Origin of the sequence: Paenibacillus sp. p3-SID1389, assembly GCF_025151705.1 — a bacterium.
Classification (GTDB): Bacteria; Bacillota; Bacilli; order Paenibacillales; family Paenibacillaceae; genus Fontibacillus; species Fontibacillus phoenicis.
The window spans coordinates 1-14,007 of record NZ_JALXVO010000037.1; the positions used below are offsets into that span (position 1 = coordinate 1).

A 14,007-nucleotide genomic window follows, 5' to 3' on the forward strand; every position below is an offset into this window, starting at 1 on the left:
AATTTCGGGGGATCGGCATCCTGATATCGCAAGAAAAACTTCCGCTAAACGCGGTCTGGCTACATTGAATGTACGTCGATAGACGTTTTTCTTAACAGCATCTAATCTATGAGATTCTTCATTGCCTGTAGTAAGCAATTTCGAGACCTGTGATTTTGATCATTCCGTCTTTACGCTGTCCACGTAGGGTAGCAAGCACAATGAATCGCGGGATCATCAGCCAAAGGTGCCAGAAAAATAAAGAGAGCACAAAGGAGACCGGCGACCAAGGGATGAGAATCACGATAATACAGCAACCGATCCAGGCGGAATGAAGGTGGACTCGGCGATATACGGGATAAGAAACGTATTGATCAGGTGAGTAACCAATCCATGGCATTTGACGGGAAAACCGCCAGCGCTTGCGATAGGAGTGGCTGACAATCATCAGCACGGAGCGGGAAATGACATATTGGATCCATAAGATGACCGGTATGGCTAATAGGAAGAAAAAGATACTGGTCCAGGATATGAATACCGTCTCGGCTGCAAGCCAAATGACGGGGAGTATGCCTAAGCTATATATGAGCGACTTCGGTAAAGCCTTCTTTTTGAGCAAGGTGTAGTGATAAAATGTCGCTTGGCTTTCGGTTTCAGCGGGCTTCAAGCGTTTGATCCTCCTCCCAATTTTCATCAGCTCCGCACATCGCGGACTAGCTCTTCTTAATATATCGGAAGAATACAAGAATAATTAAGGCGGCGCGTACAAACACGTTGTTCTGGCTGTCGGCATAAGATAAAGTAGGAAGCGGACTATGAAAAGGTTTAAAATAGTAGAATCTGTGTCATACTGATAGTAAAAAAAGACAAGGTGGGATCGGACATGGATGAGTCGAGCGTTAGCACCTGCATTATATGTGGAGAACCGAAAACAGAGGGTATTCATATCGTATCTGAATTTATCTGCGACGCTTGCGAGGCTGAGATGGTGCGCACCGACGTGCAGGAGGAGAAATACCACTTCTTTGTTCATCAAATGAAGCAGATCTGGGTGCAAAAAAATGCATAACACTGCCGGATAAAAGGACCTGTTCATTTTGGGGAGCGGGTCCTTTTATATTGCTCTACTGAGCGAACTAACGGTAAAATGAGATGAAGCAATGAATACAATCATGTTAATATACGGTTAACCCAGAGTCGGAAGGAATCGAAATGGCAGAGGATCATAACGGAAGGGCCCCTTTGGTTGAAGCTTTGCTGCAGTATCAGGCGAAAAAGGTTGCTTCCTTTCATGTCCCGGGGCATAAAAATGGACAGGCTTTGCGCAGCAATGCGAATGTGATGGAGGAGTTGGCGCGCGTGATGGAAATCGACGTGACGGAAATCACCGGGACGGATGATCTCCATCATCCCGAGGGCGTCATCCGCGAGGCGCAGCGGCTGGCCGCCGCCCAGTTTGGGGCGGAGGAGACGTTTTTTCTGGTTGGCGGCAGTACAGCCGGCAACCTGGCCTTAATCCTGAGCGTGTGTACCACGCCAGGGGATGTGCTGCTCGTGCAGCGGAACGTGCATAAATCCGTCATTCACGGATTGATGTTGGCGGGCGCGCACGCGGTGTTTTTGGCGCCGCAGCTGGACGCGGGCAGCGGGCTGGCCACCATCCCGAGCGAAGCTGCGGTGCGGGAAGCCCTGCGCCGGTATCCCGGCGCGAAGGGGCTGCTGCTCACGCACCCGAGCTACTACGGGATGGGAGCGCCGTTGCAGCCGCTGGCCGAGCTGTGCCACGCGCACGGGGTGCCGCTGCTCGTCGACGAGGCGCATGGCGCCCACTTCGGCCAGCACCCGGCGCTGCCGGAGAGCGCGCTGGCCGCGGGGGCCGATGGCGTCGTGCAGTCGACGCACAAGATGCTGACCGCGCTCACGATGGGCGCGATGCTGCACGTGCAAGGCGGGCTGCTCGACCGCACGCTGCTGCGCCAACGGCTGGCGATGCTGCAGAGCTCCAGCCCGTCCTACCCCATCATGGCTTCGCTCGATCTGAGCCGAAGCCTGCTGGGGCAGCAGGGCCCCGCCTTCTTCGAGGGCGGGCTCGCCGCGGCCGCGCATCTGCGGCGCGGCCTGGCCAAGCAATCGCGCTTCGGCGTCGTGGCACCGCCGGGCGCCAGCGGAGAGGCTGCTGCATATACTATCCAAGATCCTTTGAAGCTTGTGATATTCGATGCATCCGCAGCCCTCTCCGGGTATGAACTGCAAGAGCGGCTCGAAGCCGAAGGCTGCGTGCCGGAGATGAGCGATGACCGCTTTGTGGTCCTGGCGCTGGGCCCCGGAACAACGATGGAAGATGCCGATCGGCTGCTGCAAGCGCTGGATCGCATCGCCCAAGCCGATTCACCGGGGAATGCGGTGAGGAGTGGTCTCGTTTCCCCAACAGGTTCGGCCGAGGAACTTTCCACGTGGAACAATTCAGTTCATGAAGTGCATCTGTCGGAGGTGTCTGAGCCTGTACCGTTTAGCCTTAAGCCACTGCTTCCAGGGGAGAGCGAAGCGATCCCCGTTGAAGAAAGCCTTGGCCGGCAAGCGGCGGAAATGATCATTCCGTATCCTCCAGGTATTCCGTTGCTCTACCCCGGAGAGACGATCACCGAGGCGGTAAGGCAGCGGCTGCGGATGCTGCGGGATTCGGGAGCCAAGTGCCAGGGGCCGGCCGACCCGCGGCTGCAGACGATTCAAGTCAAGAAAGGGTAAAGCCAAGCATATACTTGTACATGATTTTTGGAGAAGAAAGCAGGGAACGAACTAGATGAACCATCAAGCCAAGGGATTATTTATTACGCTTGAAGGGGGGGATGGCTCCGGCAAAACGACGGTTATGCGGGAAATGGAACGGCTGCTCAAGGAACAAGGCGTGAACTTTATCTCTACGAGGGAACCTGGCGGCATTGAAATTGCGGAGAAGATCCGTGAGGTGATCTTGAATCCGCAGCACACGGCGATGGATGCGCGGACCGAGGCGCTGTTATACGCCGCATCCCGGCGGCAGCATCTAGCGGAGAAGGTGGAGCCCTCCCTGGAGCGTGGGATTACGGTTCTCTGCGATCGCTTTTTAGATAGCAGCCTGGCCTATCAGGGGTATGCCCGCGGGCTGGGGATCGATGAAGTGCTGAAGATTAATCTTTTTGCCACCAAGGGACGGTTTCCGGATCTCACTTTCTACCTCGATATTGAGCCGGAAGTCGGGTTAGCCCGGATTGCTGCCGGTGCCGGACGTGAAGTGAACCGCTTGGATATGGAGAGCCTGCACTTTCATCAAAAGGTTCGGGAAGGATATCAAATCCTCGCCGGGATGTATCCGGAACGGATCAAAACGATTGATGCCTCTCGTAGTAAGGAAGAGGTTGCGGCGGAGATTCGCGGGCATCTTTATGTGGCAATAAAGGAGATCATGGCCTAGGTGTCAAATAGGTTAGTATGGTACATTTTATAAAACAAGGAGGTACTGCATATGAAACTGATTGTTGCGATTATCCAAGATAAAGACAGCAACCGGCTATCCAGCGCGCTCGTGAAAGAAAATTATCGGGCAACGAAGCTGGCGAGTACCGGAGGGTTTCTTCGGGCGGGGAACACCACATTTATGATCGGTGTAGACGACCATCAAGTGGATGACGTATTGAAAGTGATCCGTAACAGTTGTAAAGTGCGGGAACAATTAGTGACCCCGGTTACCCCGATGAGCGGTACAACCGATTCGTATTTGCCGTTGCCCGTGGAAGTGCAAGTGGGCGGGGCGACGGTGTTTGTTCTCCCAGTAGACCGTTTCGAACACTTCTAATATAGTGGTTATTAAAAAGTAGGCTTTTGATCACGATGTAGCACAGGGATGAGGGTTCGACGTCGAATCTTGAACTCAACTTGCTTCTCCGCACTCGCGGAGTCGAGGCTTCGATTTCATAGTTCATTCAATCTATTTAATCAACTATAGGCGGTGGACGCTTTGAAAATTGATCCGGGATACCGGCCGCTCAAAAGCGGCTTGGGGGTGAGTGACAGCCCTGCCAAGCCGGTACAGTCGAAAAGCTTCGCCGACGTCATGCAGCGGCATGGGCAGCAGGCGACCCAAGAAGAATTGAACCGGAGATTTAAGGAGATTCAAATGCAAGGGGACCGGCTTGCCCGGTCCATGACCGTTCGGGAGCTGAAGGCGTACCGGATGATGGTCAAGCGGTTTCTCGAGGATACGGTTCGGCGGGGTGTGGGCATCAAAGAATCCAGAGGCTGGGACCGCCGCGGCCGTGGGAAGCGTTATAAGCTTCTTGATGAAGTGGATGCTGCGCTGCTGGCGATGGCAGACGAATTGCTGGAGACGGAGCAAGGCAAGATCGAGCTATTGCAAAAGATCGGCGAGATCCGCGGCATGCTGATTAATCTGGTTTTCTAGCTTTGAAAGGACGAGGCAGAAGAGATGTCATTTCAAGAGATCATTGGGCAGGAGACGGCCAAACAATTGCTGCAAAGCAGTCTGCGGCGCCAGGAAATCTCCCATGCCTATATATTTAGTGGACCGCCTGGAAGCGGGCAGATGGAAATGGCCATGGCCTTCGTCCAGGCGTTGTTCTGTACACGGGGCGGAGACGATGCTTGCGGGGAGTGTCTGGAGTGCCGGAAGGTACTGCATGGCAATCATCCCGATTTGTTTACAATCAAGCCCGACGGGGCAACGATTAAAATCGAACAAATCCGCGATCTGCAGCGGATTTTCTCTTACCGTTCGGAGAGCGGGAATCCTAAGGCTTATATTATTGACGAAGCCGAAAAAATGACAGTGCAAGCGGCCAACAGCTTGCTCAAATTTCTGGAGGAACCGCCATCTCCGGCCGTAGCAATTCTGCTGTCGGATAATGGACGAGCGTTGCTCCCTACAATTCAATCGCGCGCCCAATGGGTTCCATTCTCTCCGGTGAATCCGGAGACGATGCTCCAGATATTGGCGAACGAGGGATTTTCGACAACCTTGGCTCGCAGTGCCGTTCATCTCGCGGCAGGACTGGGTCCATGCCGTGATTTAATCCAGCAGAATTGGTTTGCAGAAGTTCGAAACGTAGTGTTACAATTAGGAAAGGAGATCGCAGGCCGTGGCGGCTCTCCATTAATTACGGCGCAGCAGGTATTGTTCAAATCCGGGTTGACCGATCATTTGGACATGCTGTTCAGCCTTTTCCATTTGTGGTTCAAAGATATGATCCATGCGCTCTATCATAAACATGATCAAATCGTTTTCATAGATGAGCTTCAGTTTATCAATCAACATTGTACTAGCCGCAGTGCAGAACAGTGGATTGAGGCCATGGCGCTGGCTGCAGAGAGCAAGAAGAAGCTGCGGCAGCATATGAATGCCAATCTCTGCGTAGAGCAGTTTTTGATTGCCGTGGATGGACAACGGTAAGACCTGCACCAAGAATAGACAGATAGGCTTTGATTTCGCATGAAACTTTCTCCCCTGAAAGAGCAGGGAATGTAATAGTTTCTTTGGATCGCGCTGCTTTCGTGAGTTGCGGTTCGCCAGTCTTGTAGAGCTATACGAGGGGGTTAGTTTTTGTATACTGTAGTGGGCGTCCGCTTTAAGAAGGCGGGCAAAATCTATTATTTCGATCCGTTGGACCTCCCGGTAGAGAAAGATCAACACGTTATTGTTGAGACTGCTCGGGGGATCGAATATGGGAAAGTGGTGGTCGGCAAGAAGAAGGTTGGAGAATCCGATGTCGTCCTTCCGCTGAAGAAGGTAATTCGGATCGCCGATGAAGCCGACGCCCGAGTTGTCGAGGAGAACAAGCTTGCGGCAAAGAATGCCTTTGTCACATGTTTAAATAAAATTAAAGATCATGATTTGAAAATGAAGCTGGTCGACGTGGAATTTACGTTTGACCGCAATAAAATCATTTTTTACTTTACGGCGGAAGGCCGTGTGGATTTTCGTGAGTTGGTGAAGGATCTGGCCAGCATCTTCCGGACCCGGATTGAGCTCAGACAGATCGGCGTGCGGGACGAAGCCAAGATGCTTGGCGGTATCGGCCCCTGCGGACGCGTGCTCTGCTGTTCCTCTTGGTTGGGGGATTTTGAGCCGGTATCGATCAAGATGGCGAAGGACCAGAGCCTGTCGCTGAACCCTACGAAAATCTCAGGATTATGCGGCCGTCTGATGTGCTGTCTGAAGTTCGAGCATGACAACTACGAAAGCACGAAAGAAGAGCTTCCATCCGTAGGCAAAATCGTCGTTACCTCGCTGGGAGACGGCAAGGTCGTTGGACTCAACGCCGGCAGCCGCACCGTCCATGTACAGTTGTTCGAAATCGGGAAAGTGAAGGAGCTTCCGCTGGACGATGTCGTCCTGAAATAAAGAAGATCTTTTTCAAGATAGATTCTAGAGATGACTCTGGGGTGGGAACTTGGAGAACAAGGACATTTTCACAAATATGCAGGCGCTGGAAACGCAAATGGGAAAAGTACACGGCGATTTGAGCAGCCTCATGTTGGAGGTCAAGAAGCTGGTGGAAGAGAACCAGCGGCTTCGCCTCGAGAATGAACAGCTGCGCAAAATATTAAAGCGGGAGAGCACCGAGGGACCGCTGCCCATGCCGGCGTCGGTCAGAACCGATAGTCCGGTTCCGGCTGGCAAAGAAGCGATCGATGTCGTCGGTGAAGGCTACGATAACTTAGCGCGTCTTTATCATGAGGGCTTTCATATTTGCAACGTTTATTACGGGCATCTGCGCACCGAAGGTGACTGCCTGTTCTGCTTGTCGTTTTTGAATAAATGATGAACCGTGGGGGTGTCCCTGCGGTTTTTTTTAAATTTAGGCTGAAAAAGGATGGGTATCCGAGTCGATGAACCATGTACCAATTTATGAGCAGGAGCGGATAGACGACCTGCTGACCCATGATTTACATATCATCCAGAGCGACGAAGTGTTTAGCTTCTCGATGGATGCCGTGTTGCTGGCCCGGTTTGCACCAGTGCCCAAGTACGGCAAAATACTCGATTTATGCACCGGCAATGGGGTGATCCCCTTGCTGCTCTCCACCCGGACGGAGGCGAAGATCGAAGGGATCGAGATCCAGCCGCGGCTTGCAGATATGGCTCGCCGCAGTGTGGAGATGAACGGGCTGACGCACCGGATCGAAATTCGTGAAGGAGATTTACGCGAGCTGGTGAAGGTGACGGGCCATGGGGTGTATGATGCCATTACGGTGAACCCGCCGTATATGCCGGTGACGAGCGGCGAGGCGAAGCTGAATACGTATCAGGCGATCGCCCGGCATGAAATTCACTGCAGTTTGGAGGAAGTGGCGGCTGCGTCGATGCGGCTGGTGCGGCCGGGAGGCAAGGTGTCAATGGTCCACAGACCGCAGCGTTTAGGGGAAATTATGACGTTGCTGCGTCAATATCGATTAGAGCCGAAGGTCATCCGATTCGTGCATCCAAGGGCGGGAGCGGAAGCGAACATGGTGCTGATCGAGGCGCTGCGGGACGGCAAGCCGGATGTGCGGGTACTGCCGCCATTGATCGTATATAATGAAAACGGGGAATACTGCGAAGAAATCATGAATATCTATTACGGGCCAAAAGAGGGTAGAGCATGAACGTTCAAGTACAGAAGAGCTTTGAAAATGCTGCGAGGGACACCACCCCAGCAGGAAACGGCAAGTTGTTCCTGGTTGGCACGCCTATCGGGAATTTGGAGGATATGACCTACCGGGCCGTGCGCACCTTGCAAGAGGTGGACATTATCGCGGCGGAGGATACGCGGCAGACGCGCAAGCTGTTAACGCATTTCGACATCTCTCCAGGTAAATTGCTGAGTTATCACGAACATAATAAGGCCGCCAGTGGCCCAGAATTGATCCGCTTTATAATAGAAGGAAAAAATTTAGCGCTAGTCAGCGATGCCGGTCTGCCGGCGATTTCCGACCCCGGAAGTGATCTCGTGAAGCTGGCGCTAGAGGCGGGTATCGCAGTCGTTCCGGTGCCCGGAGCGAATGCTGCATTATCGGCGCTCATCGTTTCCGGTTTGCCAACGGATCGATTTACGTTCCTTGGATTTTTGCCAAGAGATCATAAAGAGCGGGAACGGTTGTTGAAGTCGTTGGAGGATCAAGAGGGAACGATGTTGCTGTACGAATCGCCGCATCGATTGATCAAAACGCTGGAGTCCCTTCTCGAGGTTTGGGGAGATCGGCGAATCGTATTGGCGAGAGAATTAACCAAGCGTTATGAGGAAATGGCTCGGGGGACGATTCACGATTGCCTGGCTTGGCTGCAGGAGCATCCGCCGCTGGGTGAATATTGCCTCGTTGTGGAAGGGGCACATCCCGACCAAGTGAAGGAGAAGCGGGATGCCTGGTGGCAAGCGCTAACTGTGGAGGAGCATGTCCGGCATTACGAAACGGAAGAAGGGCTGTCGCGGAAGGAAGCCATGAAAAAAACTGCGGCCGACCGGGGGGTTGCAAAGCGGGATATCTACAATCAATTATTGTAGCCCCACTTCTCTCCGAAATCATGAAATATTATCCAATTCGGCCAAAAAAGGGGCCTTCGCTAAGCCGGGTTCAAGCCTAGGAAGGCGCCAAGGAGATATGAAAAAGGTTAGAATTAACAGTTTCAGTAAATCTATTATATACTATATTTCTTAATTTGTCACAGGGGTCGGAAGCTCCGTAATGCATTCATGGCAAACAATTTTGCCTTTAAAGTAAGTTACGTTCTCCGCATTACCGCAGAAGATGCAAGCAGGCTCATATTTCTTGAGCATAATCCGTTCACCGTCTACATAAATTTCGAGCGCATCTTTTTCTCCGATCCCCAGAGTGCGGCGCAATTCAATTGGAATGACAACACGGCCTAATTCGTCTACTTTTCTTACAATACCTGTGGATTTCATCATAGGATGATTGCCCCTCTCGCTATAATTTGGAATTGTCATTATTCGACATCATTCTATCTTTTCTGATTTTTATAATACCAACCATTGCCAGATTAGTCAACCTATTTATGGTATAGTTCAACATTATTTCTAAAAAATTCGGATACACAACTCCGAGAACCTTTACGGAATCTAGCAAGTTCACAATGATCTATAATTCGACATTTTGGAAATCGTCATCCGGTCATTTTACGACACAATTCGACATATCTTGTCGTCTCCACACGGTGACCCGCCAAATTTTATGAAAAAGGAGTGTTGGTTCATGCATCGTCGGCTTAGCGAAGAAAAAGTGTTCAAAGACCCCGTACATAATTATATTCATGTACAGGACGAAGTGATCTGGTCGCTCATTAATACGCCGGAATTCCAGCGGCTTCGCCGGATTCGTCAGCTTGGAACATCGTATTTGACCTTTCATGGCGCCGAGCATAGCCGTTTTTCCCATTCGCTTGGCGTTTACGAGATTACGCGGCGGATTATTTCGCAGTTTGAACGAAGCGGCTACACCGATTGGCCCCGCAGTGAGAAATTGGTAGCTTTGTGTGCGGCGCTACTGCATGACCTGGGGCATGGTCCGTTTTCCCATTCTATAGAAGAAGCTTTTCAAATGCATCATGAGGATTGGACCTGCAAAATCCTCTTGGGGGAAACCGAGGTGGGGAACGTCCTGCGCGAGATTTCTCCGGATTTTCCGGACAAGGTGGCTGCGGTGATCCGGAAGGATTACGAAAATCCGATTGTGGTGAACTTGGTCTCTAGCCCGCTGGATGCGGATCGGATGGATTATTTGCTGCGAGATGCTTATTTTACCGGCGTAAACTACGGGACGATTGACATGGACCGAATTCTGCGGATGCTTCGACCTTTTCAAGGGCGGGTTGTTGTCAAAGAATCGGGGATGCATGCGGTGGAAGACTATTTGATGTCGCGGTATCAGATGTATTGGCAGGTCTATTTCCACCCGGTGACGCGGAGCTCGGAGATCATTCTCCGGCAAATTTTGCGACGGGCGAAGGAATTATACCGGAGCGGGCATTCCTTTAACTTCTTGCCGCATCCGCTGCCATTTTTATTTCAAGGGGATATCGGCGTTGCCGATTATTTGCAGCTGGACGAAGCGTTGATGCAAACGGCTTTCATGCAGTGGACGCGGGAAAAGGATGAGCGATTAAGCGATTTATGTTCCCGGTTTTTAAATCGCAAATTGTATAAATATGTAGAATTGGACACGCCGGAACTGGAAATGCTGGAGGAGATTCGGAACGCTTTTAGACAAGTGGGCCTACAACCTGAATACGACATGGAAATTGATTTTCCGACCGATCTGCCGTATGATGTGTTCCGTCCGGACGATGGGGTTCGACAGAAGCAAATTTTGCTGTTGGACCGGCAGGAACGGCTCCGGGAAATTTCAGAAGTATCGGATATCGTGCGGTCGATCAGCGGCTTGCACCGAGGGAAGACGCATTTGTACTATCCGGATAATAAATTGTGTGCTGTGATAGATCGGCTGCCCCGCCCGGTAGCCCGCATTTTCGAGCAACGGAATTAGGAGGATGACAAGGTTTATGTTATTTGATACGCATACGCATTTGGATGCTCCCCAATTTGACGAGGACCGCGAGGAAGTGATCGCGCGCGCCGTGGAACAAGGGGTTACGCGGATGATTAACATCGGATTTAACCGCGAGACGATCCCTTCGACCATGAAGTTGGCAGAGACCTATGACTTCATTTATGCCGCTGTCGGCTGGCATCCGCAAGACGCGATTACAATGCAAGAGGGCGATTTGGACTGGATTGCAGAATTGTGCAAGCATGAGAAGGTCGTCGCCATCGGAGAAATTGGGCTGGATTATTATTGGGATACGTCACCTAAGGACGTTCAACATAAGGTTTTTCGTGAGCAAATTGGACTGGCTCGCAGCTTGGGCATGCCGATTTCCATTCATAATCGGGACGCTCACGAAGACGTGGTACGCATCCTTCGGGAAGAGAAAGCCAATGAAGTTGGAGGCGTGATGCACTCTTTCTCCGGCAGTTGGGAAATTGCCAAAATGTGTCTAGATTTGGGATTTCATTTGTCGTTTGGCGGGCCGATTACGTTTAAAAATGCAAAACAGCCAAAAGAAGTGTTGGCCAAGACGCCGATGGATCGATTGCTGATCGAAACGGATTCCCCTTATTTAACGCCGCATCCATATCGTGGTAAACGGAATGAGTCCGCTCATGTCCGCTTGGTTGCAGAAATGGCAGCCGAGCTCAAAGGGGTCACTTTTGAGGAAATCGCGGAAATTACCACCCGAAACGCATTGGAACGATTTGGAATCCCGAGTATTTGAGAGCAAAACGGATGAAATAAAGAGGATTTCGGAAAGATTAATGCTTTTTAACCCTCAAAAACAAGGTCATTACATTTTTTTAACCATTTTTTTAAAAAAACGTGGTTGATTCGTCCTTTACAACCTGCATCGAAACAGGATAGAATCTTTTCAGTATCGATTCGGTTCGTTTTGAACCGTACGATGCTTGGTTCCATGAACCAGTCTCGCTGAATCTCCTATGACGGAGAACGGGGGAACCAATACGGATTGCAGTTGGCGATAGCCTGTATGCGTTCGTATTCGATTTCTTTCCAGGGTCTATGGGGTGAATTCAAGGTCATTGCGCCATGAGCGAATGTACTGAGAAAGGGCGGCTCTCTTTCGCCCGAACCCGACAGCTAACCTCGTAAGCGAATAAGAGAGGTCACTCGTGCAGCTATTACACCCAAGACATTCAAGAAGCCACGAAGGAGTTCCTCTAACTCTTTCTCCCGGCTTCTTTTGTTTTGAATAAAAGTAATAGGGTCGTCATACTGTTGGAAAACAGGAGGTGACGACAAGCAGGAGAGACTGGTCAAGGATGCAAAACGCTTAGGATTAAATTTAAGATCAGTGTTCAAAAAGTCAGGTTTTTCAGCACCGAGAAGGTTGGATGAAGCTTGGGACTGAGTAGCGCAGCGTACATGGGGGTACGTGAGCAACGGAAGGCCCGGCTGAATTCAAGATTCGATGCCGAATTCACTTCTTGACCTGCTTCGTGATCAAAAGATGACTTTTTGACTACCTTAGGCGTTTTGTAAAAAGTAACTGTAGTCGCGTCAATCGTTATCATGCATCGACCTAGACGGCGGGACTATGAAGGAGGACGGAAGAAATGGGCATTTTCCGCAAAGAGGAGACCCATGAATCACGCTCATCCAGCATGTCTTACGCAATGCGATGGAAGCATGAGAATTTACGTCAGATAGCGTTCGTCGGCGTTCTGGCCATCGCGGGAATCATCATCATCCTAATCTGGCTGTATAGCCAGGCACAGAAGGAAGTATCCCTGATTGTGGACGGGAATGTCCAGTCTGTGGAGACAACCCAATCCAGTGTAGCTCATCTGCTGGAGGAACAATCGATTAAGCTCAGTGCGAAGGATTCAGTATCCCTCCCGCTGGAAAGCTCGCTGAAGAACGGTGACCGCATTGTCATAGTACGCGCGAAGCCGGTCAATGTGACCGCGGACGGCAATACGAAAGTCCACTTCACGACGCAAAGCAAAGTAGAGGGCGTATTGTCCGAGCTCGGCATCACTTTGGATGAAGACGACAAGGTGACCCCGGCATTGGACAGTAAAGTTACCGAGAACCTGAATGTCAAGGTCGTTCGGGTCAGCAAGCAAACGGTGCAGAGCAAGGAGACTGTGCCCTTTAGCGTGGTCAAAACGTCGGACGACAAGCTGCTAAAAGGTACCACGAAGGTCATTCAAGAAGGTACCGAAGGTCTGGTCATTCACAACATTGAGAAAACCTACGAAGACGGAAAATTCGTGGCGAAGCGTTGGCTCGGCAAAGAGGTCTCCAAGGACCCTCAGCCGAAGGTGATCGCAGTCGGCACGAAGAAACCTACCGAGGTCCTGTCGGCCAGCATAAGCCGTAAGGGAAATACGGTGAACATCAGCGGGACGACGACCAAAGGTGGCGTCTCATTCAAATATAAAAAGATCCTGAAAAATGTTACGTTAACCGCGTATTCGGCGGAAGAAGACGGGATAGGCACCCGTACGGCTTCGGGTACCCGCGTGACGGAAGGCAGAACGATTGCCGTTGATAAAGACGTCGTTCCGCTTGGTTGGTGGGTATACATCGAAGGAGTCGGCTTCCGTAAGGCAGAGGATACGGGTGGAGCCATCGATGGAAATAAGATGGACGTCTATTTTGATAGTCTGAAGGATGCTAAGAAATTCGGCCGCAAGAAGGGCCGCACCGTATACGTAATCGGTCCGACGAAGCCGGAATTGAACTAAGATCTCGTTCTCTTTCGTTTTACAATGCGGAGGGAATGAGATAGTATTAGGATGATGAATAAGACAGTGGATTAGAAGGACAGTGGATTAGAAGAGGATGATATGATCCTCTTCTTTTTGTTATTCTGGTGGAGACAAGCAAGAACAGGAAGGAAGACAGATCCATGATCAAAGAGGTCATCGTGGTGGAGGGCCGAGATGACACCGTGGCCATTAAACGAGCCGTAGAGGCGGATACGATTGAGACGGGGGGTTCGGCGATAGGCGAAGCCGTGCTAAAGAAAATCGCTTTGGCGCAGGAACGCCGGGGCGTGATTATTTTTACGGACCCCGACCATGCCGGGGAGCGGATTCGTAAAATCGTGGCAGCGCGGGTGCCGGGCTGCAAGCACGCTTTCCTGCCTGAGGTCGAAGCTACGAAGAAAGGCGACATCGGGGTGGAGAATGCCTCGCCGGAGGCGATCCGCACCGCGTTGTCCCGGGTGCGCAGCGAAGCGCCGGGAGTAGAGGCCGCAATCACCTGGGAAGACTTGATTAACGCAGGGTTAATCGTACACCCGCAAGCTGCGGCGCGGCGAAAAGCGCTGGGCGAGCTGTTGGGTATCGGATATTGTAACGGAAAGCAGCTCTACAAACGGTTAACCGTGTTCCGCATCAGCCGCGAGGAGTTTGCAGCTGCGTTAGCCGAGTTGGAAAGCAAAGGAGTTTAAGA

General features: G+C 51.4%; 16 protein-coding genes and 1 riboswitch. Of the genes, 14 read left to right on the top strand and 2 right to left on the bottom strand.

Annotated elements, in window-relative coordinates; all coding sequences use genetic code 11:
• Window positions 1-118: 118 nt before the first annotated feature.
• Window positions 119-646: a hypothetical protein gene (locus M3G15_RS14890; protein WP_260071380.1), complete on the bottom strand. Its 528-nt coding sequence runs from the start codon at window positions 644-646 to the stop codon at window positions 119-121.
• 216 nt (window positions 647-862) lie between these two features.
• On the opposite strand from M3G15_RS14890, the gene M3G15_RS14895 reads away from it, so the two are divergent.
• The 10 genes from M3G15_RS14895 (at window position 863) to rsmI (ending at window position 8,513) form a co-directional block, all read left to right on the top strand.
• Window positions 863-1,048, top strand: coding sequence for a sigma factor G inhibitor Gin (locus M3G15_RS14895; protein ID WP_036646182.1), 186 nt, complete (start codon window positions 863-865; stop codon window positions 1,046-1,048).
• 143 nt (window positions 1,049-1,191) lie between these two features.
• Complete coding sequence (locus M3G15_RS14900) at window positions 1,192-2,724, top strand: aminotransferase class I/II-fold pyridoxal phosphate-dependent enzyme (protein ID WP_260071381.1); 1,533 nt, start codon at window positions 1,192-1,194, stop codon at window positions 2,722-2,724.
• A gap of 55 nt (window positions 2,725-2,779) precedes the next feature.
• Window positions 2,780-3,430 (top strand): dTMP kinase, encoded by a 651-nt coding sequence (gene tmk, locus M3G15_RS14905; RefSeq protein ID WP_009226368.1) that lies wholly within the window; start codon window positions 2,780-2,782, stop codon window positions 3,428-3,430.
• A gap of 51 nt (window positions 3,431-3,481) precedes the next feature.
• On the top strand, window positions 3,482-3,811 hold the full coding sequence (locus M3G15_RS14910) for a cyclic-di-AMP receptor (protein ID WP_009226367.1): 330 nt from the start codon (window positions 3,482-3,484) through the stop codon (window positions 3,809-3,811).
• Between the two features lie 162 nt (window positions 3,812-3,973).
• A complete protein-coding gene (locus tag M3G15_RS14915; RefSeq protein WP_016314718.1) occupies window positions 3,974-4,417 on the top strand; it encodes a YaaR family protein in 444 nt (147 codons plus the stop codon).
• Window positions 4,418-4,441: 24 nt separating this feature from the next.
• On the top strand, window positions 4,442-5,422 hold the full coding sequence (gene holB, locus M3G15_RS14920) for a DNA polymerase III subunit delta' (protein WP_028539759.1): 981 nt from the start codon (window positions 4,442-4,444) through the stop codon (window positions 5,420-5,422).
• 150 nt (window positions 5,423-5,572) lie between these two features.
• A complete protein-coding gene (locus M3G15_RS14925) occupies window positions 5,573-6,373 on the top strand; it encodes a PSP1 domain-containing protein (RefSeq protein ID WP_016314716.1) in 801 nt (266 codons plus the stop codon).
• A 49-nt stretch (window positions 6,374-6,422) separates the two neighbouring features.
• Complete coding sequence (locus M3G15_RS14930; RefSeq protein WP_009226363.1) at window positions 6,423-6,794, top strand: initiation-control protein YabA; 372 nt, start codon at window positions 6,423-6,425, stop codon at window positions 6,792-6,794.
• Between the two features lie 67 nt (window positions 6,795-6,861).
• Complete coding sequence (locus M3G15_RS14935) at window positions 6,862-7,617, top strand: tRNA1(Val) (adenine(37)-N6)-methyltransferase (RefSeq protein WP_260071382.1); 756 nt, start codon at window positions 6,862-6,864, stop codon at window positions 7,615-7,617.
• Window positions 7,614-8,513: a 16S rRNA (cytidine(1402)-2'-O)-methyltransferase gene (rsmI, locus tag M3G15_RS14940; protein ID WP_036646180.1), complete on the top strand. Its 900-nt coding sequence runs from the start codon at window positions 7,614-7,616 to the stop codon at window positions 8,511-8,513. Before M3G15_RS14935 ends, rsmI begins: the two co-directional genes overlap by 4 nt.
• A gap of 150 nt (window positions 8,514-8,663) precedes the next feature.
• Here rsmI and M3G15_RS14945 read toward each other — a convergent pair whose 3' ends face one another.
• Window positions 8,664-8,918, bottom strand: a complete 255-nt coding sequence (locus M3G15_RS14945) for an AbrB/MazE/SpoVT family DNA-binding domain-containing protein (protein ID WP_009226360.1) — start codon at window positions 8,916-8,918, stop codon at window positions 8,664-8,666.
• Between the two features lie 304 nt (window positions 8,919-9,222).
• On the opposite strand from M3G15_RS14945, the gene M3G15_RS14950 reads away from it, so the two are divergent.
• The 4 genes from M3G15_RS14950 (at window position 9,223) to rnmV (ending at window position 14,005) form a co-directional block, all read left to right on the top strand.
• Window positions 9,223-10,512: an HD domain-containing protein gene (locus M3G15_RS14950; protein WP_009226359.1), complete on the top strand. Its 1,290-nt coding sequence runs from the start codon at window positions 9,223-9,225 to the stop codon at window positions 10,510-10,512.
• Between the two features lie 16 nt (window positions 10,513-10,528).
• The gene (locus M3G15_RS14955) at window positions 10,529-11,302 is read left to right on the top strand and encodes a TatD family hydrolase (protein WP_009226358.1); all 774 of its coding nucleotides are present in this window, start codon (window positions 10,529-10,531) and stop codon (window positions 11,300-11,302) included.
• 197 nt (window positions 11,303-11,499) lie between these two features.
• A riboswitch (cyclic di-AMP (ydaO/yuaA leader) is annotated at window positions 11,500-11,712 on the top strand.
• A 446-nt stretch (window positions 11,713-12,158) separates the two neighbouring features.
• On the top strand, window positions 12,159-13,295 hold the full coding sequence (locus M3G15_RS14960) for a resuscitation-promoting factor (protein WP_260071383.1): 1,137 nt from the start codon (window positions 12,159-12,161) through the stop codon (window positions 13,293-13,295).
• 164 nt (window positions 13,296-13,459) lie between these two features.
• Window positions 13,460-14,005 carry a ribonuclease M5 gene (gene rnmV, locus M3G15_RS14965; RefSeq protein WP_036646178.1) on the top strand — a complete coding sequence of 182 codons (546 nt, stop codon included), beginning with the start codon at window positions 13,460-13,462 and terminating at the stop codon, window positions 14,003-14,005.
• Window positions 14,006-14,007 lie beyond the last annotated feature (2 nt).

What these genes read in the sequence shown, in the direction of transcription:
- M3G15_RS14895 (WP_036646182.1), top strand. Translation starts at nt 863, where the DNA reads ATGGATGAGTCGAGCGTTAGCACCTGCATTATATGTGGAGAACCGAAA.
- M3G15_RS14900 (WP_260071381.1), top strand. Translation starts at nt 1,192, where the DNA reads ATGGCAGAGGATCATAACGGAAGGGCCCCTTTGGTTGAAGCTTTGCTG.
- tmk (WP_009226368.1), top strand. Translation starts at nt 2,780, where the DNA reads ATGAACCATCAAGCCAAGGGATTATTTATTACGCTTGAAGGGGGGGAT.
- M3G15_RS14910 (WP_009226367.1), top strand. Translation starts at nt 3,482, where the DNA reads ATGAAACTGATTGTTGCGATTATCCAAGATAAAGACAGCAACCGGCTA.
- holB (WP_028539759.1), top strand. Translation starts at nt 4,442, where the DNA reads ATGTCATTTCAAGAGATCATTGGGCAGGAGACGGCCAAACAATTGCTG.
- M3G15_RS14935 (WP_260071382.1), top strand. Translation starts at nt 6,862, where the DNA reads ATGAACCATGTACCAATTTATGAGCAGGAGCGGATAGACGACCTGCTG.
- rsmI (WP_036646180.1), top strand. Translation starts at nt 7,614, where the DNA reads ATGAACGTTCAAGTACAGAAGAGCTTTGAAAATGCTGCGAGGGACACC.
- M3G15_RS14945 (WP_009226360.1), bottom strand. Translation starts at nt 8,918, where the DNA reads ATGATGAAATCCACAGGTATTGTAAGAAAAGTAGACGAATTAGGCCGT.
- M3G15_RS14950 (WP_009226359.1), top strand. Translation starts at nt 9,223, where the DNA reads ATGCATCGTCGGCTTAGCGAAGAAAAAGTGTTCAAAGACCCCGTACAT.
- M3G15_RS14955 (WP_009226358.1), top strand. Translation starts at nt 10,529, where the DNA reads ATGTTATTTGATACGCATACGCATTTGGATGCTCCCCAATTTGACGAG.
- M3G15_RS14960 (WP_260071383.1), top strand. Translation starts at nt 12,159, where the DNA reads ATGGGCATTTTCCGCAAAGAGGAGACCCATGAATCACGCTCATCCAGC.
- rnmV (WP_036646178.1), top strand. Translation starts at nt 13,460, where the DNA reads ATGATCAAAGAGGTCATCGTGGTGGAGGGCCGAGATGACACCGTGGCC.